The organism is Sphingomonas sp. HT-1 (genome assembly GCF_048568905.1).
In the GTDB taxonomy this organism is placed as follows: Bacteria; Pseudomonadota; Alphaproteobacteria; order Sphingomonadales; family Sphingomonadaceae; genus Sphingomonas.
Genome location: NZ_CP183770.1, coordinates 2,015,603 through 2,034,790, shown reverse-complemented (window position 1 = coordinate 2,034,790; position 19,188 = coordinate 2,015,603). Strand labels below are relative to the sequence as shown.

Sequence of the window (19,188 nt, the reverse complement as noted above, 5' to 3'; positions counted from 1 at the left end):
CCGCTCAGCGGCGGGTGAGCGAGGCCTGCGCCGCGGCGCGTTCGGCCGGGCTCATCCGCCGCTCGAGCGCGGCAACGGCGGCGGGTGCGGCCTGGTGCTGCAGCGCTGCCGCGCGCGTGAGCCAGACCCAGGCGTTGACCATGTCCTTGTCGCCGCCCTGGCCCTGGATCTGCATCGCGGCGAGATCGACCATGCCGTCGGCATCGCCGCGATGGGCGCCCTGTTCGAACCAGCGGCGCGCGATGGCATCATCTTTCGCCACCTGCTTGCCTTCGTAGAAATAGGTGCCGAGCGCGACCATTGCGGCGGCATTCCCGGCCAGCGCCGCGCGCTTGTAGAGGCCGATCGACTGTTCGGGATCGGCCTTCACCCCCCGACCGAGATCATAGGCACGGGCAAGCGCGTAAAGCGCGTCGGCGTTTTCGTGGCGCGCCGCGGCCTGGTACCAGGCGAACGCTTCGCGCTCGTCGCGCTTCACACCATCGTCGCCGGTTTCCAATATGCGGGCGAGCGCCACTTGCGCCGCGGGAAGGTCCAGCTTTGCCGCCCGCCGGTAATAAGCAACGGCCTTGGCTACATCCCGGCTACCGTCTGCTCCGTCGAAGTAGATATCGCCCAGCATCTTGGCGGCGGGCACATGCCCAACATCCCAAGCACGGTCGAACCACTTGCGCGAGGCTTGGGGATCCTTGGGGATGCCCCGATACCCGGTGCGGTAGAGGTTCCCGAGAATGACCGCGGCCTCGCCCGAAGCGGTGTTGAGCGCGGGCTGATCGGGATCGAATACAGGTATATCGGTGATCGGGTTGAATCGCGCCGTTGCCGCCCTTTCAAGCCAGCGCACCCCCTCCGCCGGATCGCTCTGTTCCCCCAGCCCCATCAGGTAGAGCTTGCCGAGATAGAGCGCGGCCTCGTCGCCGCCGGTCTGGAACGACAGCTTGTTTACCGCCTTTTTGAACCAGGGCAGCGATTCGGCGAAGCGCCGCTGATCGAACAACAGGAGCGCGATCGGCAGGCTGGTGTCGCGGCCGGTGCGGAACAGGCTTGCATCGGTCTTCTGCGTCGGGCCTGCATAGTCGACCGGGATGGTGAGCGGCCGGCCGGTCACTTCGGGACTGCCGCCGTTCGGCTGATAGCTGGCGCGACAGATCGCGGCGATATCGTCGAGCGACGCACGGGCCAAGGGATTTGCACCAGCATTGCTGTCGTCACCAATCGACGTCGGCAGGCTGGCGGTCGAATCGATGAAGCCGGAAAAAAGCGCTGCCGTGCCGAAGCGGCTTTTCGGCGGCGTCGGCAGCGGCGAACCCACCGGCACGAGCGGCGGCGCGCTGTAATCGGGATTGCGGGGCATGCGCGTTGGCAGATGCACGGGCGGGCCGAGCACGCCGTTCGCGACAGCCGTGGTGCTGAGCGCGGCAAAATACGGGTTCCGCGCCAGCGTCTCGCAGGTAGCGGATCGCGGCGCTTCGGCAGCGGGCATGCGCTCGCTGCGCACCAGAATGTCGCTCTGAAGCTCGTGTGGAATGTCGACCTGTGTCTGCGCCGCAGCCGATCCGCCAAAAAAAACCGATCCGCCAGCAAGTAGCAGCACAACAAACCGGCCGAACGTACAATCCTTCCCCATGATCCTGCCTCGCGTAGCGCAAATAGCGCAGTGGGCCTTCGCGTGGATTAAGTCAGACGTGGGCCGATTTGTCCAGAAGGTTCAGCGCCGCTTGCCGAACCAGATCACATGACGTGGGCCCTTACCATTCTGGCGGGCGCGGACGGCGACTTCTTCGACCAGAAAGCCCGAATCGCGCATGCGGCGGGCGAAGGCGGGGTCGGGAGCGGCCGACCAGACGGCGAGGATGCCGCCGGGGCGCAGCGCCTGACGAGCCGAATCGAGCCCGCGCATCGAATAGAGGCCGTCATTGCCGACACGCGTCAGCCCGTCCGGGCCGTTATCGACATCGAGCAGGATCGCGTCATAGGCGCCGTGGCCGCCGGCGATCACGCGTCCGACATCGTCGAAGATCAGCTGCACGCGCGGATCGTCGAGGCAGCCATTGGTGAGCGCCGCCATCGGCCCGCGCGCCCAGTCGACGATCTTCGGGACCAGTTCGGCCACCGTGACCCTGGCGTTGCTGCCGAGCACCGCCAGCGCGGCGCGGAGGGTGAAGCCCATGCCGTAGCCGCCGATCAGAACCCGCGCCTCGCGCTTGCCGAGCCGCTCGAGCGTCATCACCGCGAGCGCCTCTTCCGAACCGCTCATCCGGCTGTTCATCAGTTCGTTGCGTTCGAGCACGATCATGTGATCGTCGCCCCGGCGAAACAGCCGCAAGGGCTCGCCGCCGGGGACGTCGGCGGTGTCAAGCAGTTCGCGAGGGGTCATGCGACTAACTTTTTGCTGTCATCCCGGCGGAAGCCGGGATCCATTCGGCACTCCGGTCCGGCAAGAGCCGTGACGATGACCCCAATGGATTCCGGCTTCCGCCGGAATGACGGCTTGTAGGACAGACCCACTACTTCCAAACTCAACCGAGCGCCGCCTTCAGCTTGGCGAAGAAGCCGCTGGCCTGCGGGCATTCCTCGCCCGTCTCGGTCTTGCGGAATTCCTCGAGCAGCTCGCGCTGGCGGGCGCTGAGCTTGGTCGGCGTCTCCACTTCGAGCCGGACGACCAGATCGCCGCGGCCGCGGCCTTGAAGCACCGGCATGCCGGCGCCGCGTTGGCGCACTTCGCGGCCGGACTGGGTGCCGGCATGGATCTTGATCACATGTTCCTCGCCATCGAGGCCCGGAATGTGGATCTCGCCGCCCAGGGCCGCCGTGGTGAAGCTGATCGGCGCAGTGGCGTACAGCGTCGTGCCCTGACGCTCGTAGATCGAATGGCGGGTGACGTGGAGGAAGATGTAGAGATCGCCTGCGGGCGCCCCACGCGCGCCGGCCTCGCCTTCGCCAGTCAGGCGGATGCGGGTGCCTTCGTCGACGCCGGGTGGAATCTCGATCTTGAGCGTCTTGGTCTTGTCGGTCCGGCCCTCGCCGCGGCAGGTGCGGCAGGGTTCGGCGATCACCTCGCCGGCGCCGTGGCAGGCGGGGCAGGTGCGTTCGACCATGAAGAAGCCCTGCTGCGCGCGCACCTTGCCGTGGCCGGCGCAGGTGGTGCAGGTCTTGGCCTTGGTGCCCGGCGTCGCGCCCGAGCCGTGGCAGCTGTCGCAGGGGCCGGAGACGTCGATGGTGATCTCGGTCGAATGGCCGTGGAACGCCTGTTCGAGCGAGATTTCCATGTCGTAGCGCAGGTCCGCGCCGCGCCGCTGGGGCCGGCCGCCGCCGCGCCCGCCGCCCATGAACTCGCCGAACACGCTTTCGAAAATATCGCTGAACGCGCCGAAATCGCCCTGACCGCCATGATGGCCGCCGCCGCCGCCGTTCTGGAAGGCGGCATGGCCGAAGCGGTCGTACGCCGCGCGCTTCTGGGGGTCCTTCAGGCAGTCATAGGCTTCGCTGATCGCCTTGAACTTCGCCTCGGAATCCTTGCACCCGGCATTCTTGTCCGGGTGATACTTCATCGCGAGCTTGCGGTAGGACGATTTGATCGTCGCATCGTCCGCGGTGCGCTCGACTTCGAGCAGTTCGTAATAATCGACTTCGGTGGTCATCCAGCAAGCCCTCTCCCCATCAAGGGACAGGGAGAAAGACCAGGCCGATGCCGGATCGCATCGACCATGCCCGCTCCCCCCATCCCCGGCCCTCTCCCCGGCGGGGAGAGGGAGGGGCGTTCGTTACGCCTTGTTGTCGTCCACTTCCGAGAACTCGGCGTCGACCACTTCCTCGGCCCCGGCGTCGCCGCCGGCCGCGGCGCCCGCGTTCGGCGAGGCGTTTTCGGCAGCCTGCTTCTCGTAAATCGCCTGGCCGAGCTTCATCGCCACCTGGGCGAGGTTCTGAGCCTTGGCGGTCATCGCATCGGCATCACCGCTCTCGATCGCCGACTTGGTCTCGGCGATCGCCGTCTCGATCTCGCCCTTCAGCGACGCGTCAACTTTGTCGCCGTTTTCGGCGAGCTGACGCTCGGTGGTGTGGACGAGGCTCTCGGCGTTGTTCTTGGCTTCGGCCGCGGCACGACGCTTCTTGTCGTCCTCAGCGAACTTCTCGGCATCGCGCACCATCTGTTCGATGTCGCCATCCGAAAGGCCGCCCGAGGCCTGGATGCGGATCTGCTGCTCCTTGCCGGTGCCCTTGTCCTTGGCAGACACGTTGACGATGCCGTTGGCGTCGATGTCGAAGGTGACTTCGATCTGCGGCACGCCGCGCGGCGCCGGCGGGATGCCGACCAGGTCGAACTGACCCAGCATCTTGTTGTCGGCCGCCATCTCGCGCTCGCCCTGGAAGACGCGGATCGTCACCGCCTGCTGATTGTCGTCAGCGGTGGAATAGACCTGCGACTTCTTGGTCGGGATCGTGGTGTTGCGGTCGATCATGCGGGTGAACACGCCGCCCAGCGTCTCGATGCCGAGGCTCAGCGGGGTCACGTCGAGCAGCAGCACGTCCTTGACGTCGCCCTGGAGCACGCCGGCCTGGATCGCCGCGCCGATCGCGACGACTTCGTCCGGGTTCACGCCGGTGTGCGGCTCCTTGCCGAAGAAGTCCTTCACGACCTGACGGACCTTGGGCATGCGGGTCATGCCGCCGACGAGCACAACTTCGTCGATCGCGTCGGCCTTGACGCCCGCATCGGCCAGCGCCTTGCGGCACGGCTCGAGCGTGCGCTTGATCAGGTCGTCGACCAGACGCTCCAGATCGGCACGGGTGATGTTCTTCACCAGGTGCTTCGGGCCGTTCTGGTCGGCGGTGATGAAGGGCAGGTTGACCTCGGTGGTCTGGGCCGAGCTGAGCTCGATCTTCGCCTTCTCGGCCGCTTCCTTCAGGCGCTGGAGGGCCAGCTTGTCCTTGGTCAGGTCGATGCCCTCGACCTTCTTGAACTCGTCGGCCAGGAACTGGACGATCGTCGAGTCGAAATCCTCGCCGCCCAGGAAGGTGTCGCCGTTGGTCGCCTTCACCTCGAACACGCCGTCGCCGATTTCGAGGACGGAGATGTCGAAGGTGCCGCCGCCAAGGTCATAGACCGCGATGGTCTTGTTGTTGTCCTTGTCGAGGCCATAGGCGAGCGCCGCGGCCGTCGGCTCGTTGATGATGCGCAGCACCTCGAGGCCGGCGATCTTGCCGGCGTCCTTGGTCGCCTGGCGCTGGGCGTCGTTGAAGTAGGCGGGGACGGTGATCACCGCCTGCGTCACGCTCTCGCCGAGGTACGATTCGGCGGTTTCCTTCATCTTCTGCAGGATGAAGGCCGAGATCTGCGACGGGCTGTATTCCTCGCCGCCGGCCTTGACCCAGGCGTCGCCGTTCGAGCCGCGCGCGATCGTGTAGGGCACCAGCTCGGTGTCCTTCTTGGTCACGGGGTCGTCGAAGCGGCGGCCGATCAGGCGCTTCACCGCGAAGATGGTGTTGTCCGGGTTGGTCACCGCCTGGCGCTTGGCCGGCTGGCCGATCAGACGCTCGCCATCCTTGGCGAAGGCGACGATCGACGGCGTGGTGCGTGCGCCTTCGACATTTTCGATGACCTTGGGCTTGCCGCCTTCCATCACGGCGACGCAGCTGTTGGTCGTGCCCAGGTCGATACCGATAACTTTAGCCATGGTCCTCGTTGGCCCCCACAATCGAAACAAAAGGGTTCATAAGCGTTCTCCAGATGCCGGCCCCAGAAGTGGCGACCGCCGTCCAGATGTCCGAGGGGGGATATAGGTGCGTCGTGCCTTGCCGCAAGACGGCGGGGTTCCTACAAGATTTTCCAAATCATGATGAGGGAGGGTGCCGATGCGGACTCTGGCTGCGCTGGTTGCGGGAACGATACTGGCGGCCTGTTCGCCCCAGGCGGACGGCGTGAAGGTGGAGAACGCCTGGATTCGCCTTCCCGCGGTGGAAGGGCAGCCGGGGGCGGCCTATTTCACGCTGCAGGGCGGGCGGGAATCGGAGGCGCTGATTTCGGTTTCCACTCGCGCGGCCGATCGCACCGAACTTCACGAAAGCGTGCAGGGTGAAGGCGGCGTGATGACGATGGCGCCGCTGCAGCGCATCGATGTGCCGGTGGGCGGCGCCGTGAAATTCGCCCCGGGCGGCAAGCATGTGATGCTGTTCGGCGTGGTGCCCAATGTGCACGCCGGGGAAAAAATTCCAATCACGCTGCATTTCGCGAGCGGCCGGGCGGTGACGACCATGGCCGATCTGGCTGCGCCAGGCGCGGTGCGCTGAAAGCCCCGTCGGTGAAATTGCGCGTCCCTCCCTCTCTTGCCGGGAGGGGCTTGGTCTTCGCGATCGCGCGGGGTTCAGATCAGCCCCTTGGCGCGGAGACTGACATGACCTTCGCTGCCGATGACGACGTGATCGTGAACTAGAATGCCCAGCGGCTTGCCCGCCTCGGCGATCCGGCGCGTGATGTCGATATCGGCGCGGCTGGGGCTGGGGTCGCCCGAGGGGTGGTTGTGGACGAGGATCAGCGCGGCCGACCCCAGGTGCAGCGCGCGGCGGATGACTTCGCGGACATAGACCGGCGCCTCGTCCACCGAGCCTTCGTTCATCAGCTCGTCGCGCACCAGCATGTTGCGCGTGTTGAGATGCAGCACGCGAAACCGCTCGATCGTATGGGGTGCCATATCTGCCCGCAGATAGTCGAGCAGCGCCTGCCAGTTGGCGAGTACCGGCTGCTCGCGCACCCGCGCCTGAAGCAGGCGCAGCGCCGCGGCGTGCACCGCTTTCAGCGCCGCGATGTTGGTGTCCTTCATGCCCTTCACGCGCGCGATCGCCTCGGCATCGGCGGTGAGCAGACCGGCGATGCCACCGAACTCCGCCAGCAGCGCCTTGGCGAGCGGTTTGGTGTCGATGCGGGGGATAGTGAGGGCGAGTAGATATTCGACCAGTTCATGGTCCAGCAGCGCATCCGGCCCGCCTTCGAACAGGCGCTGGCGCAGGCGGGCGCGGTGGCCGTTATTTTCCACTTCGGGCGCGTCGGCGGGCATGGACGCGACTATGCAGGCGCGGACGAGGCGCTGCAATCGCGCGCGGCCCCAAGACGTCGTAGCGGCAGGCCGGGGCAGCATCGCCAAGTGCGACTGACGTCGCTCTCGACGCCCAAGAATCCGCACGAGCGAGGCGGGCGGCACAACGGTTGACTCGGTCGATTGGTCTTCCTAAAGCGCCCGTACATCGCAGCTTCTGGCTGTCGATGCTGTATGTCGCCCGCCCGATGCGCGGCGGCTTTTTCATATCTGGATCGCCGTGCTCGCTTTGTCTGACGACCCTGCCCGTACCGACCTCGACCGTCGCATCGCCGATGCGAAGGCAGCGGCGCGTGGCGAGATCGTGCAGGCGCCCAAGCCCCAAAAGGGCTATAAGCAGGGTTCGCGCGTGCTGGCCGAGCTGATCGGCGCGCCGCTGGGCGGGTTCGTGATCGGATATGCGCTCGATCGCTGGCTGGGAACGAGCCCCTGGGGGCTGCTGATCCTGCTGGCGGTGAGCGTGTTCGTGGCGTTTCGCAACATCTACAAGATTTCGAAGGAGCGCGCGGAGTGAGCGCCGGCAAAATCGATCCGATGGAGCAGTTTCAGGTCGAACCGCTGTTCGGCCGTCATATCGAACTGTTCGGCTATGACATCTCCTTCACCAATTCTGCGCTGTTCATGTTCGTCGTGGCAGCGTTGCTGTTCGTGTTCATGATCGGTGGCATGCAGCGCAAGCTGATCCCCGGCAAATGGCAGCTGATGGTGGAAGGCGCCGTCGGTTTCATCGATTCGATGGTGACCGTGAACATCGGCAAGGGCGGCAAGAAATTCGCGCCGTACATCTTCTCGCTGTTCTTCTTCATCCTCTTCGCGAACCTGATCGGCGTGCTGCCGCTGGCGATCCTGCCCGGCCTGCACACCTTCGCGGTTACCAGCCACATCACCGTTACCGCGGTGCTCGCCTTCTTCTCGTTCGGCATCGTGCTGGCGGTCGGCCTGATCAAGCACGGCTTCAAGTTCTTCTCGCTGTTCGTGCCGCACGGCGCGCCGGCGTGGCTGATGCCGGTGATCATCCCCGTCGAGCTGGTCTCGTTCCTGGTGCGCCCCTTCTCGCTGGGCCTGCGACTGTTCGTCGCGATGACCGCGGGGCACATCCTGCTCGAGGTGTTCGGCAGCTTCGTGGTGCAGGGCTTTGGCAGCGGCACGCCGCTGGGCGGCGTCGTCGGCGTGCTGAGCTTCGCGATGATCGTGGGCGTGAGCGCGCTCGAGCTGCTGGTCTGCGCGATCCAGGCCTATGTGTTCGCGCTGCTGACCTCGCTGTATCTCCACGACGCGGTGCACCTGCACTAAGTCGCCGAATTTTATCGTTTTGGTTTTTTCGAATTTTCTAGGGAGCTAGACATGACTGATCTGGGTGCAATGTACATCGGTGCCGGCCTTGCGGCGATCGGTATCGGCCTGGCCGCGCTGGGCGTGGGCAACGTGTTCGGTTCGTTCCTCGAAGGCGCGCTGCGCAATCCGGGTGCGGCTGACGGCCAGCAGGGCCGCCTGTTCATCGGTTTCGCCGCGTCGGAACTGCTGGGCCTGATCGCGTTCGTCGTCGCGATCCTGATCCTCTTCGTCGTCAAGTAAGCAGAACGGGGGCCTCGGCCGATGCCGCAGTTAGATCAGATCCCGGAGATCTACGCCTCGCAGCTGTTCTGGCTCGCGATCGTATTTGCCCTGATCTACTTCGGGATCGGCAAGGCGATGGTTCCGAAGATCGAGCGGACGATGGAAGATCGCTCCGCCCGCATCGCCGGCGACATCGCCGCAGCCGAAGCCGCGCGGGATGCCGCGCGCGCATCGGACGAGGCCTATCAGGCGGGGCTGGAAGCCGCCCGTGCCGAAGCGCTGCGGGTGACCGGCGGCGCCAAGGCGCAGGCTTCCGCCGCGACCGAAGCGGCGGTGAAGGCCGCCGCTGCCGCCGATGAGGCGCGCATCGCCAGCGCTCTGCAGGCGATCGACGTCCGCACCGGCGAGGCACTCGCGGAAATCGAAACCGCCGTGGTCGATTCCGTCGAAGCGATCGTGGCGCGCCTTTCCGGCGTGCAGGTCGACCGCGGCACCATCGAACGCAATGTGAAGGCTGCGCTGACCCATGGCTGAGGCAACCCATTCCCTGAGCGCCGAAGTGGGCACTGCAGAGTTGCACCACGAACCCGCCGTGCTTGGCATCACCGCGGCCGGCTGGGTCGCGCTGTCGATGCTGACGGTGGTGGTGATCATCCTGCTGGCGCGGGTGCCGTCGATGGTCTCCAAGGCGCTCGACAAGCAGATCAACGGCATTCGCCTGCAGCTCGATGAGGCTGCCAAGCTGCGCGCCGAAGCCGAGGCGCTGCTGGCCGACGCCAAGGCCCGGACGGCTTCGAGCGAAGCTGATGCGCGCCAGATCGTCGCCAACGCCGAAGCCGAAGCGGCGGCGATGAAGGCGAAAGCAGAGGCCGATGCGGCCGAGCTGACCGCGCGTCGCGCCCGGATGGCCGAAGACAAGATCGGCGCTGCCGAGCGCGCGGCGGTGCAGGCGATTCGTGCCAAGGCCGCCGACGCGGCGACGAGCGCTGCTGCGGCGATCATCGCCGAGAATCACGGCGCATCTGCCGACAAGCCCATCGTCGATCGGGCGATCGCCGGTCTCGGCCGACTGAACTGAACCGGCTGGCGCCGCCGCCTGCCGCCTGCCAAAGAGTGGCCATGCGCGGCGCCCAACCCAAATCCTATCGCTGGCTGAGCGTCGGTGCCCTGGTGGCGCTGGCGCTCGCTGCGTTCGTGGCGGTGGTGGCCGTGCGACGCGCGGGCGAGGAGCATCGCCGCGCCCATGACGTGAAGGCGCAGGCAGAGCGAGCGATCCAGCGCATCGAGGCACGGCTGAACGCGCTGGAGAACGAGGCGGCAGCCGACCAATAGGACGTGCACGTGCTTGCATAGGGCGAGGCGGCCCAGGGCACCCGCGACGATCGCTTTTCCTGATTGCAGTTGCGAATCGTTCGCGTTATGCGGATTCATCGAATCCCAAACCGAGATCGCGCCCTTCCAATGCATGCTTCGTCCCCGCCGCTTGCGCGCAAGCGCAGCCGCAAGAGCTTCTGGCTCAAGCAGCTCCATACCTGGCACTGGATGAGCTCCGCGATCAGCCTGATCGGGCTGCTGCTGTTCGCGATCACCGGCTTCACGCTGAACCACGCCGCCGATATCGAAGGCGCGCCGGCGACCCGCGATCGTGCGGTGCAGCTGCCGCCTGCGCTTGCCCGCAGCCTTGCCCCCGACGACCAGCCCGATGCCAAGAAGCCGCTGCCCGCCCCTGTCGCGACGTGGATCGAGCAGGAGCTGCAGCTGCCTGCCGCTGGCGTGGCGGAATGGTCCGCCGATGAGATCTACCTGGCGCTGCCGCGACCGGGAGGCGACGCCTGGGTGGCGATTGCGCGCGATACCGGCAAGGTGACCAGCGAAGTCACCACGCGCGGCTGGATCGCCTACCTCAACGACCTGCACAAGGGCCGCAACGCCGGGACCGCGTGGAAGTGGTTCATCGACATCTTCGCCTTTGCCTGCCTGGTGTTCACGCTCACCGGGCTGGTGCTGCTGTGGATGCACAGCAAGCACCGCCGCAGCACCTGGCCGCTGGTGACGGCCGGCCTCGCCATTCCTGCGCTGATCGCGCTGCTTCTGATACACTGAGGGGGACCGCATGTATTTTCGCCTGACCGGATGGACCACCGCTGCATTGGGGGCCGGCGCGTTGCTGCCGGGTTCCGCCGCGGCGCAGACGCTGGATCTCTCGATCGAGCTGCCACGCATGACCGTGGCCGAGTATCACCGCCCCTATGTAGCGGTGTGGCTGGAGAAGGAAGGCGCCGCGCCACACACGCTTTCGGTGTGGTACGATGTCGACAAGCGCGGCGGCGAAGGCACCAAATGGCTGCGCGACGTGCGGCAATGGTGGCGGGCATCGGGGCGGACGATGAACTTCCCGGCGGATGGCATAAGCGGTGCCACCCGCGCGCCGGGCGTCCACAAGCTGCGGCTGGTGGCGGGCAAGGGCGGCATGCCGGCGATCACCCCCGGCAATTATGTGCTCGTCGTCGAAGCGGCGCGCGAGGTTGGCGGGCGCGAACTGGTCCGCCTGCCGTTCCGCTGGAACGGCAGCGGCGCCACCGCCACCGCCAAAGGCAACGCCGAACTCGGCACCGTATCCATCGCACTCAAGCGCTAACCGGAGGCCAATCCCATGCAATTCCGCAAGCCGATCCTCGCCATGGCCGCCATCGTCGCGCTCGCCGCCCCCGCGGCATGGGCGCACCGCATGTGGCTGTTGCCGTCTTCGACCGTGATTTCCGGCACCGACAATTGGGTGACCGTGGATGCCGCGGTGTCGAACGACCTGTTCTTCTTCGATCACCGGCCGATGGCGGCGATCCCCACCATCACCCAGCCCGACGGCAGCGAGGGCAAGGTGGAGCATCACGCGGTGGGCCAGTTCCGCGCCACCTTCGACGTGCACCTGACGCAGCAGGGGACGTATCGGATCGCGGTGGTGAACGAAGGGGTGTTCGGCCGCTACACGCTGAACGGCGAAACCAAGATGCTGCCGCGCGGCACCACCAAGGCGCAGCTGGCCACCGCCATCCCGGCCGGCGCCACCAATGTGCAGACCAGCGAGACGCTGATGCGCAACGAGATCTTCGTGACGCAGGGCGCACCCACCAAGACGATCTTCAAGCCCACCGGCCGGGGCATCGAGCTGGTGCCGGTGACGCACCCCAATGATCTGGTGGCGGGCGAGGCCGCGACCTTCCAGTTCCTGCTCGACGGCAAGCCGGCCGCCGGCCTGTACATCACCGCCATCCCCGGCGGCATCCGCTATCGCGACAGCCTGAAGCAGATGGATCTGCGCACCGATTCGCAGGGCCAGGTGAAGATCACCTGGCCGGAGCCGGGCATGTACTGGCTGAACGTGACCCCCAACGCGCCGCAGGAACGCCGCGAACCCGGCGCCGGTGGCCCGCAGCCCGGCGGTGCGGCACCGCAGCCCGGCGCAGGCGGCCCGCAGCCGGGGCCCGGCATGGGCGTTCCTTCCGGCCGCCGAGTAAGCTACACGACGACGCTGGAGGTACTGGCACCCTGATCGCCGAACCACGTATCGCTCTGCCGGCCAACCTGTCTCCGGCGGCGTTCCAGCGCCGCCGGTCTACCGCGCCTGTCGCCACGCTGGGCGGGACGACGATGGGCACCAGCTGGCGGCTGGTGGTCGTCGATCCGCCCGAGGATGTGCGGGACTGCGTGGAAGCGGTGCTGGCACGGATGATCGGCGAATTCAGCCATTATGAGCCAAGCTCGCGGGTCGGCAGGTTCAACCGCATGCGGCTGGGCCAGTGGCAACCGCTGTCGCCCGAGGCGATGCGGGTGCTGGATGCCGCCTTCGCGGTTTGCGAACGGAGCGACGGCGCGTTCGATCCGGCCACAGGTGTGCTGGTGGACCTTTGGGGTTTCGGACCGGCCGGGCCGCGCCAGGACCTGCCCAGCGCCTATGCGCTGGGGGAGGCGCGGAGCATGTCCGGCGTGCGCCACCTGGAATATGACCGCGAGGAGCGGCGCATCCGCCGCCGCGAAGCCGCACAGATCGACCTTTCCGGCATCGCCAAGGGCTATGCCGTCGATGCGATTGCCGAACGGCTGGTGTCGCAGGGGATCGAGGACTTTCTGATCGAGATCGGCGGCGAACTGCGCGGCGAAGGCATCAAGCCCGACGGCCAGCCCTGGTGGGTGGAGCTGGAGGCGGTGCCGGGCGCGCGGCTGGCTCCGCTGCGGATCGCGTTGCACGGCCTGTCGGTAGCCACGTCCGGCGATTATCGCCGCTTCTTCGACCATGGCGGCCGCCGCTATGCGCATAGCATCGATCCGCGCACCGGCTGCCCGGTGGCGAACCAGGTCGTGTCGGTATCGGTGCTCCACCGCGAGGCGATGCTGGCCGACGCTTGGGCGACGGCGCTGACCGTGCTCGGCCCCGCGGGCATGTCGGTCGCCGAGCGGGAGGGGCTGGCCGCGCATCTGGTGACGCGCGAGGCCGGTGGTTTCGCGGAGCAACTGTCGCCGGCGCTGCAGGCGATGCTCGGCTGATCGGAGCCGCACCAGGAGACGTCTCTCGTCCCCGACACGATCGTCTATCCTATTGTCATCGGTTCAGGCGTCGGCCCAGCGGCGCAGCAGATTGTGGTACACGCCGGTGAGCGCGACGATCTGGGCATGGCCCTGGCCGACTTCGGCGGTAAGCCGCTGAATGGCCTGATCGAGATCGAACAGGGTGCGGCGGGCGGCATCGTCGCGCACCATCGACTGCAGCCAGAAGAAGCTGGCGGTGCGGCAGCCGCGGGTGACCGGCGTGACCCGGTGCAGGCTGGAGGAGGGATAAAGAATGGCGTGGCCGGCGGGCAGCTTCACCGATTGCGCGCCGAACAGCCCTTCGATCAGCAGTTCGCCACCGTCATAGGCTTCGGGCGGCTCGAGGAAGACCGTCATCGACAGATCGGAGCGGATGCGGAATTCGCTGCCGCGCTGGATGCGGATCGCGTTATCGACATGGGTGCCGAAATTCTGGCCGCCGGCATAGCGGTTGAACAGCGGCGGAAAGACCTTGAGCGGCAGCGCGGCGGCGACGAACAGCGGCGATCGGCCCAGTGCATCGAGGATCATCCGGCCGGCTTCGCGCGCGGCCGGGCTTTCTTCGGGAAGCTGTTCGTTGCGCTTGGCGAGTGCCGCCTGCGGGCCCGAGGTGATGTTGCCATCCACCCAGTCGGCCGCGTCCACCAGCGTGCGGATGCGGGCAAGCTCTGCCGACGAGAGCAGATCGGGGATCGGGATCAACATGCACGGGCCTCCTGCGCGGGGTACACTCGGCTTCTGGCGGCCGCGCGGTCCGCCGAACATGCGCCAGATCAAAGGCGAGGCGCAATCGCCGTAACGGCGCGGCCCCTCCCGGCGGGCGTGCCGGAAGGGGCCGCGCGAAAACCGCCAGTGCGATCAGAAGCGGTAGTTGAGCGTCAGCAGCGCAGAGCGGCCGTCGCCGGGCGTTGCCCAGCCATTGTTGCGGATGCGGGTGTAGTAGAGCGAGTCCGCCACGTTCTTCACGTTCACCTGCGCGGAGAGATTGCGGGTGACCTCGTAGGAGAGGAACGCGTTGTGCACCCAGAAATCGGGGCTGTAGATCACCTGCGGGGCGGCCGCGGTCGGCAGGTTGAACGCCGCCTTGCCCTGATAGGTAGCGCCATAGCCCAGCGTCAGGCCGAACGGCAGGCGATAGGTGGTGAACAGGCTGCCCGAATGGCTCGGCGTGTTCTGGAGCACGGCATTGCGCGCGGGATCGATCGTCCCGGCCGGGCTGTTGCGGGCGATGCTGCGGAGCACCTTGCCGTCGAGATAGGTGTAGTTGGCGGTGATCGACCAGGCCTTGGTGATCTGGCCGACCGCACCCAGCGCGACGCCGTTGACCCGCGACTTGCCGTCCAGCTGCTGCTCCGGCACCAGCGGATCGCCGGTGGCGACGCGGAAGTTGGTCCGTTCGTTGCGGAACAGCGCGGCGGTGAGCAGCAGGCGGCCGCCAAAGACTTCGGCCTTGCCGCCGACTTCATAGTTGCGTGCGGTTTCCGGTTCGACGTTGCAGGTTTCCACCGTGCACGAGCCGTTGACCGAGGTTTTCGACGGCGTCTTCGAATTGCCGAAGGCGACATAGAGGCTGACGGCCGTGATCGGCTTGTAGACCAGCCCAGCGCGGTAGGAGAACAGCTTGTCCTTGTTGAAGAAGGTTCGCCCGGTGGTGACCTGGCCCAACGTCGCGGTGGTGGTGGACACGGTGTCGGCACGGTAGCTGCCGTCGTTCGATTCCCAGCGCACGCCGCCGTTGATCTCGATATGCTCGCCGAGCTTCATCGTGTCGAACAGATAGACGGCATAGTTGGTCAGCTCGCCGGTCTGCCGTGCGCTTTCGATAAAGTTGATCGGGCCGGTATAGACGTTGCTGCCATAGACGCGCGCCACGCCGGAAGTGGCCGCCGGGCCGGTGACCACGGCGCCCGGATTTTCGATGCTCATCAGCGGATAGTAGCTGAACGGATTGGTGCCGTTCGCGGCGCGCAGCACGTTGCCGGTGGAGAGCTCGAACTTCTCCCACATCGCCGCCGCGCCGAGCGTGACCGAATGTTCGATGAAGCCGGTGTTGAACCGCGCCATCAGATCGACCTGATCATAGGCGAGCTGGTTACGGGTATCGCGGGTATTCCCGCGCGGGCCGGAAGGCAGGTAGTAGCCGGCCGGAACCGTCAGCGTTGCGGTACCGACGGTGGCCGTGCACGCGCCGCCCGTGGGCGTGCGGCCGTTCGCCAGGCACCAGGTGCCCTGCGGCGGATTGACCACCGCATATTGCGTCACATCCTGCCAGCGGGTGATGTTGCGCAGCGTCACCCGATCGTTGAAATCATGCTGGAAGGTGGCGGTCGCCTGATCGACGTTGGTCTGCTGCGTATCGACGTTGCGGAAGCCGAAATAGCTGGAGCGGCTGACGCCGGGCAGGCCGCCGCCGGCGACCTGATAATAGGGCACGCCATATTGCGGCGTGTTGTCGTCTTCCTGGTGAACATATTGCAGCGTGAGACGGGTGGGGCTTTCGATGCCGATCGTCACCGAGGGCGCGACGCCCCAGCGCTTCATTTGCTCGACATCGCGCGCCGGCACGTCGTTCTCGTGCTTCATCGCGTTGAGGCGGAAGGCGATCAGCTCGTTGACGCGCAGGTTCGCATCGACGGTGCCGCGATAGTAGTTGTCGGTGCCGATTCCGGCCGATGCCTGGACGCGGGTGTTCGCCTGCGGCTTCTTGGTGACGAGGTTGATCGAGCCGCCGACCGAGCCGACGCCGTTCTGGACGGAGTTGGGGCCGTTGACGACTTCGAGCTGTTCGAGGTTGAACGGATCGGTGCGGGTGTACTGCGCGCTGTCGCGGATGCCGTCGATCGTGATGTCGCTGTTGGCCGAATAGCCGCGCAGGTTGATCGAATCGCCATAGCCGCCGCCGCCTTCGCCGGCGCCGAAGGTGATGCCCGGCACGGTCGACAACATGTCGCGCAGGGTGAGCAGGTTCTGCTGCTCGATCACTTCGTTGGTGAGGATGGTGATCGTCTGCGGGGTGTCGCGCACCGGCCGGGTGGCCTTGGGCGATTCCTGATGCGGCGAATAGGGCTGGCCCTTGACGATGATCGTGTCGCGATCCTGCGTCTCATCCGACTTGCCGTCGGGATCCGCGCTGGCGGCGGGGCCGTGATCGGCCACATCGGCGGCGCGTTTGTCTTCCGCATGGCTGGGCGCCGAGACGATGAAGCCGACACAGGCGAGCGCCGCGAAGGTGGAAACGCGCGAAAGCGGCGCGGAACGATCAGTCACTCACAATCCCCTTGGATTTTCGTTTTGCTGCCGGCGCCTTATTGCGAGCCGCTTGCAGTGTCAATGCTAATGCGATCTTGTCGCAATAGCACAGTCTGCGTGGCATTTGGATCGGCGTGCGGTGCCGGAAAGCGGCGCGGCCGCATGCGTTTACCTGCATCCGAAAGGCGCGTATGTTCCGGAAAAAGGGGAGAGAAACGATGCGCCTGATCGCTGCACTTGGGATTTGTGCGGTTGCCCTGCCTGCCTGGGCGCAGCAGCAGCCGCCGCTGCCACCGCCGTCGATCCAAGTGGTGGGCGTGGCGACCGTCTCCACCAAGCCCGACCGGGCCACGCTGGTCTATTGGGTGACCGGTGAAGGCAAGACAGCGGACGAGGCTAGTGCCAATCTGGCCAGCAAGCAGAAAACGATCGTCGACGGACTGCTGGGACTGCTGGGACCGGACACCCAGCTGAGTTCGGGCGAAGTGAGCGTGATGGAAGTGCGCTCGCCCAAATGCGACGGGCCCGGCAACTACAATAATCGGTCGCGGTTGAGCGACGGCGATTGCGCGCTGCTCGGCTTCCTTGCCACGCTGCAGGGCACCGGGCAGACCCCGGCAGTGGAGAAGGCGGGTACCGCCGCCGGGCTGGCAGCGCGATTGGGCGCGCGCGACGCGCGGGTGAGCGGCTTTGTGCTCAGCAACCCGGCGGAAGCGCAGCGCCGGGCGACAGCGGCCGCGATTGTCAATGCCCGAAGCCAGGCGGAGGCGATGGCGGCAAGCGCCGGCGTGCGACTGGGCCCGCTGCTTTCGCTGAGCGACCAGAACGGGCGCAACGAGTTGCTCGTCACCGGCGCCTTTGCGCGAGCGGGTCTTCCTCCGGCCCCACCGGCGCCGCCGGCCCCGGTCGCCATCCCGGTCTCGCCCCGCCCGCTGGAGACGCAGGCGCGCGTTTATGCGCAGTTCGCGATCGGCCGCTGACCTTCGCTGACGAACCACGCCCGCGCCGCGCCGGCGCGGGTTGCGATTGCCCGGCTGCGTCGCGATAGGGAAGGAGCGCAACCGGGAGACGCATTGTTGGAAGCCGTATCGATCGCCCTGTTCCTGTTGCTGGCGGTCGTTGTCAGCGGCGCGGTGTCGCGAATGCTGCCGGTATCGATGCCGACGCCGCTGGTGCAGATCGCGCTGGGGGCGGTTATCGGCGTTTCCACTTCGCGCGGGGTGGAACTGGACCCCGAACTGTTCCTGCTGCTGTTCCTGCCGCCGCTGCTGTTCCTGGACGGATGGCGCATCCCGAAGGACGAGTTGTTCAAGGATCTTCCGGTCGTAGTCGAGCTGGCGCTGGGGCTGGTGCTGCTGACCGTGCTGGGCATGGGACTGTTCATCCACTGGATGATCCCCGCGATGCCGCTGGCAGTGGCGTTCGCGCTGGCGGCGGTGGTGTCGCCGACCGATCCGATCGCGGTGACGGCGATCGCCGCGCGCGTGCCGATCCCGAAACGGATGATGCACATTCTGGAAGGCGAGTCGTTGCTCAACGACGCCTCGGGCCTGGTGTGCCTGCGGTTTGCCGTCGCGGCGGCGCTGACGGGCAGCTTTTCGATCGGCAGTGCGGCGCTCAGCTTCCTGTGGGTGGCGGGGGCGGGACTGGTGATCGGCGTGCTGGTAACGCTGGCGGTATCGCGGGCCAAGGCCTGGGTGACGCGGCGTTGGGGGGAGGACACCGGATCGCAGATCCTGGTGAGCCTGCTGATCCCGTTCGGATCCTATCTGCTGGCCGAACATCTGCACGCCTCCGGCATCCTCGCCGCCGTCGCCGCGGGCGTGACGATGACCTTTGCGGAGATTTCGCGCCAAGCCATGGCGATCACCCGGATGCGGCGCCATTCGGTTTGGGACACGATCCAGTTTGCGCTGAACGGCATCATCTTCGTGCTGCTGGGCGAGCAGCTGCCGGCGATCCTGGGCGAGGCCCGGCAGACGGTGGCGCTGACCGGGCATCAATCGCCGTGGTGGCTCGCGCTGTATGTCGCGGCGATCGTCGCTGGACTGGCGATGCTGCGCTTCCTGTGGGTGTGGGTGTCGCTGCGGCTGACCATCCTGCGCAAGGGGCCCGAGGCCGGGATCCGCAGCCCGGATTGGCGGCTGGTGGCGACGATGTCGTTCGCCGGGGTAAAAGGCGCGATCACCCTGGCGGGCGTGCTGACGCTGCCCATGACGATGGCCGACGGCACCGCGTTTCCGGCGCGGGACCTGGCGATCTTCCTGGCTGCCGGGGTGATCATCGTTTCGCTGGTGCTGGCGACCCTGGCGTTGCCGGTCCTGCTGAAGGGACTGGCGATGCCGCCCGAACCTTCGCAGCAGGCCGAGGAGGATCGCGCCCGCATCGCCACCGCCGAGGCGGCGATCCGCGCGATCGAGCGCCACCAGCACCGGCTGGCCGAAAACCATGCCGACCCCGACCTGTACATTGCCGCCGGCGCGCGCGTGATGGACGGGTATCGCGCGCGGATCGAAGGGCTCGCCGGCGATCGATCGGATACGACCCGCGCACAGGCCGCGTTGTCGACCGAGCTGCAACTGGTGGGAATCAAGGCCGAACGGCAGCGCCTGTTGGACCTAGCGCGCGATCGCCAGATCGGCAGCGCGGTGGCGCGCCGCATCGCCCGTGAGCTGGACCTTTCCGAAGCGCGGCATCGCGGCTGAGG

The 19,188-nt window shown here is 66.7% G+C and carries 20 protein-coding genes; 13 read left to right on the top strand and 7 right to left on the bottom strand.

Annotated elements, in window-relative coordinates:
• Positions 1-4: 4 nt before the first annotated feature.
• The 4 genes from ACNFJ7_RS09370 to dnaK form a co-directional block, all read right to left on the bottom strand.
• Positions 5-1,627: a tetratricopeptide repeat protein gene (locus ACNFJ7_RS09370; RefSeq protein ID WP_026009160.1), complete on the bottom strand. Its 1,623-nt coding sequence runs from the start codon at positions 1,625-1,627 to the stop codon at positions 5-7.
• Between the two features lie 81 nt (positions 1,628-1,708).
• Positions 1,709-2,377, bottom strand: a complete 669-nt coding sequence (locus tag ACNFJ7_RS09365; RefSeq protein ID WP_058805427.1) for a spermidine synthase — start codon at positions 2,375-2,377, stop codon at positions 1,709-1,711.
• 142 nt (positions 2,378-2,519) lie between these two features.
• Positions 2,520-3,641, bottom strand: a complete 1,122-nt coding sequence (gene dnaJ / locus ACNFJ7_RS09360; protein WP_019369625.1) for a molecular chaperone DnaJ — start codon at positions 3,639-3,641, stop codon at positions 2,520-2,522.
• 123 nt (positions 3,642-3,764) lie between these two features.
• The gene (gene dnaK / locus ACNFJ7_RS09355) at positions 3,765-5,675 is read right to left on the bottom strand and encodes a molecular chaperone DnaK (protein WP_019369624.1); all 1,911 of its coding nucleotides are present in this window, start codon (positions 5,673-5,675) and stop codon (positions 3,765-3,767) included.
• A gap of 178 nt (positions 5,676-5,853) precedes the next feature.
• On the opposite strand from dnaK, the gene ACNFJ7_RS09350 reads away from it, so the two are divergent.
• Positions 5,854-6,288, top strand: coding sequence for a copper chaperone PCu(A)C (locus ACNFJ7_RS09350; protein WP_019369623.1), 435 nt, complete (start codon positions 5,854-5,856; stop codon positions 6,286-6,288).
• A gap of 74 nt (positions 6,289-6,362) precedes the next feature.
• Here ACNFJ7_RS09350 and radC read toward each other — a convergent pair whose 3' ends face one another.
• A complete protein-coding gene (gene radC / locus ACNFJ7_RS09345; protein ID WP_019369622.1) occupies positions 6,363-7,052 on the bottom strand; it encodes a RadC family protein in 690 nt (229 codons plus the stop codon).
• 268 nt (positions 7,053-7,320) lie between these two features.
• Here radC and ACNFJ7_RS09340 point away from each other — a divergent pair, with 268 nt between their 5' ends.
• The 10 genes from ACNFJ7_RS09340 to ACNFJ7_RS09295 all read left to right on the top strand — a co-directional run bounded on the left by ACNFJ7_RS09340 (position 7,321) and on the right by ACNFJ7_RS09295 (position 13,190).
• A complete protein-coding gene (locus ACNFJ7_RS09340) occupies positions 7,321-7,605 on the top strand; it encodes an AtpZ/AtpI family protein (protein ID WP_019369621.1) in 285 nt (94 codons plus the stop codon).
• Between the two features lie 20 nt (positions 7,606-7,625).
• Complete coding sequence (locus ACNFJ7_RS09335) at positions 7,626-8,384, top strand: F0F1 ATP synthase subunit A (RefSeq protein ID WP_050990167.1); 759 nt, start codon at positions 7,626-7,628, stop codon at positions 8,382-8,384.
• A gap of 69 nt (positions 8,385-8,453) precedes the next feature.
• Positions 8,454-8,666, top strand: coding sequence for a F0F1 ATP synthase subunit C (locus tag ACNFJ7_RS09330; RefSeq protein WP_010544368.1), 213 nt, complete (start codon positions 8,454-8,456; stop codon positions 8,664-8,666).
• Positions 8,667-8,687: 21 nt separating this feature from the next.
• A complete protein-coding gene (locus ACNFJ7_RS09325) occupies positions 8,688-9,182 on the top strand; it encodes a H+-transporting two-sector ATPase subunit B/B' (RefSeq protein ID WP_019369619.1) in 495 nt (164 codons plus the stop codon).
• The gene (locus tag ACNFJ7_RS09320; protein ID WP_019369618.1) at positions 9,175-9,726 is read left to right on the top strand and encodes an ATP synthase subunit B; all 552 of its coding nucleotides are present in this window, start codon (positions 9,175-9,177) and stop codon (positions 9,724-9,726) included. Before ACNFJ7_RS09325 ends, ACNFJ7_RS09320 begins: the two co-directional genes overlap by 8 nt.
• Positions 9,727-9,767: 41 nt before the next feature.
• On the top strand, positions 9,768-9,980 hold the full coding sequence (locus tag ACNFJ7_RS09315; RefSeq protein WP_152997775.1) for a hypothetical protein: 213 nt from the start codon (positions 9,768-9,770) through the stop codon (positions 9,978-9,980).
• Positions 9,981-10,109: 129 nt separating this feature from the next.
• Positions 10,110-10,751, top strand: a complete 642-nt coding sequence (locus ACNFJ7_RS09310) for a PepSY-associated TM helix domain-containing protein (protein WP_019369616.1) — start codon at positions 10,110-10,112, stop codon at positions 10,749-10,751.
• A 10-nt stretch (positions 10,752-10,761) separates the two neighbouring features.
• The gene (locus ACNFJ7_RS09305) at positions 10,762-11,286 is read left to right on the top strand and encodes a DUF2271 domain-containing protein (protein WP_019369615.1); all 525 of its coding nucleotides are present in this window, start codon (positions 10,762-10,764) and stop codon (positions 11,284-11,286) included.
• Positions 11,287-11,301: 15 nt separating this feature from the next.
• Positions 11,302-12,198: a DUF4198 domain-containing protein gene (locus ACNFJ7_RS09300; protein ID WP_019369614.1), complete on the top strand. Its 897-nt coding sequence runs from the start codon at positions 11,302-11,304 to the stop codon at positions 12,196-12,198.
• A 98-nt stretch (positions 12,199-12,296) separates the two neighbouring features.
• Positions 12,297-13,190, top strand: coding sequence for an FAD:protein FMN transferase (locus ACNFJ7_RS09295; RefSeq protein ID WP_019369613.1), 894 nt, complete (start codon positions 12,297-12,299; stop codon positions 13,188-13,190).
• A gap of 63 nt (positions 13,191-13,253) precedes the next feature.
• On the opposite strand, the gene ACNFJ7_RS09290 is transcribed toward ACNFJ7_RS09295, so the two are convergent.
• Positions 13,254-13,937: a Fe2+-dependent dioxygenase gene (locus tag ACNFJ7_RS09290; protein ID WP_026009158.1), complete on the bottom strand. Its 684-nt coding sequence runs from the start codon at positions 13,935-13,937 to the stop codon at positions 13,254-13,256.
• 153 nt (positions 13,938-14,090) lie between these two features.
• Positions 14,091-16,499 carry a TonB-dependent receptor gene (locus ACNFJ7_RS09285; protein WP_019369611.1) on the bottom strand — a complete coding sequence of 803 codons (2,409 nt, stop codon included), beginning with the start codon at positions 16,497-16,499 and terminating at the stop codon, positions 14,091-14,093.
• 200 nt (positions 16,500-16,699) lie between these two features.
• Here ACNFJ7_RS09285 and ACNFJ7_RS09280 point away from each other — a divergent pair, with 200 nt between their 5' ends.
• The gene (locus tag ACNFJ7_RS09280) at positions 16,700-17,461 is read left to right on the top strand and encodes an SIMPL domain-containing protein (protein WP_019369610.1); all 762 of its coding nucleotides are present in this window, start codon (positions 16,700-16,702) and stop codon (positions 17,459-17,461) included.
• A 96-nt stretch (positions 17,462-17,557) separates the two neighbouring features.
• Positions 17,558-19,186, top strand: coding sequence for a Na+/H+ antiporter (locus tag ACNFJ7_RS09275; protein ID WP_019369609.1), 1,629 nt, complete (start codon positions 17,558-17,560; stop codon positions 19,184-19,186).
• Positions 19,187-19,188 lie beyond the last annotated feature (2 nt).

What these genes read in the sequence shown, in the direction of transcription:
- ACNFJ7_RS09350 (WP_019369623.1), top strand. Translation starts at nt 5,854, where the DNA reads ATGCGGACTCTGGCTGCGCTGGTTGCGGGAACGATACTGGCGGCCTGT.
- ACNFJ7_RS09290 (WP_026009158.1), bottom strand. Translation starts at nt 13,937, where the DNA reads ATGTTGATCCCGATCCCCGATCTGCTCTCGTCGGCAGAGCTTGCCCGC.
- ACNFJ7_RS09335 (WP_050990167.1), top strand. Translation starts at nt 7,626, where the DNA reads ATGGAGCAGTTTCAGGTCGAACCGCTGTTCGGCCGTCATATCGAACTG.
- ACNFJ7_RS09315 (WP_152997775.1), top strand. Translation starts at nt 9,768, where the DNA reads ATGCGCGGCGCCCAACCCAAATCCTATCGCTGGCTGAGCGTCGGTGCC.
- ACNFJ7_RS09295 (WP_019369613.1), top strand. Translation starts at nt 12,297, where the DNA reads ATGGGCACCAGCTGGCGGCTGGTGGTCGTCGATCCGCCCGAGGATGTG.
- ACNFJ7_RS09320 (WP_019369618.1), top strand. Translation starts at nt 9,175, where the DNA reads ATGGCTGAGGCAACCCATTCCCTGAGCGCCGAAGTGGGCACTGCAGAG.
- ACNFJ7_RS09300 (WP_019369614.1), top strand. Translation starts at nt 11,302, where the DNA reads ATGCAATTCCGCAAGCCGATCCTCGCCATGGCCGCCATCGTCGCGCTC.
- ACNFJ7_RS09330 (WP_010544368.1), top strand. Translation starts at nt 8,454, where the DNA reads ATGTACATCGGTGCCGGCCTTGCGGCGATCGGTATCGGCCTGGCCGCG.
- radC (WP_019369622.1), bottom strand. Translation starts at nt 7,052, where the DNA reads ATGCCCGCCGACGCGCCCGAAGTGGAAAATAACGGCCACCGCGCCCGC.
- ACNFJ7_RS09370 (WP_026009160.1), bottom strand. Translation starts at nt 1,627, where the DNA reads ATGGGGAAGGATTGTACGTTCGGCCGGTTTGTTGTGCTGCTACTTGCT.
- ACNFJ7_RS09280 (WP_019369610.1), top strand. Translation starts at nt 16,700, where the DNA reads ATGCGCCTGATCGCTGCACTTGGGATTTGTGCGGTTGCCCTGCCTGCC.
- dnaJ (WP_019369625.1), bottom strand. Translation starts at nt 3,641, where the DNA reads ATGACCACCGAAGTCGATTATTACGAACTGCTCGAAGTCGAGCGCACC.
- ACNFJ7_RS09325 (WP_019369619.1), top strand. Translation starts at nt 8,688, where the DNA reads ATGCCGCAGTTAGATCAGATCCCGGAGATCTACGCCTCGCAGCTGTTC.
- dnaK (WP_019369624.1), bottom strand. Translation starts at nt 5,675, where the DNA reads ATGGCTAAAGTTATCGGTATCGACCTGGGCACGACCAACAGCTGCGTC.
- ACNFJ7_RS09365 (WP_058805427.1), bottom strand. Translation starts at nt 2,377, where the DNA reads ATGACCCCTCGCGAACTGCTTGACACCGCCGACGTCCCCGGCGGCGAG.
- ACNFJ7_RS09310 (WP_019369616.1), top strand. Translation starts at nt 10,110, where the DNA reads ATGCATGCTTCGTCCCCGCCGCTTGCGCGCAAGCGCAGCCGCAAGAGC.
- ACNFJ7_RS09305 (WP_019369615.1), top strand. Translation starts at nt 10,762, where the DNA reads ATGTATTTTCGCCTGACCGGATGGACCACCGCTGCATTGGGGGCCGGC.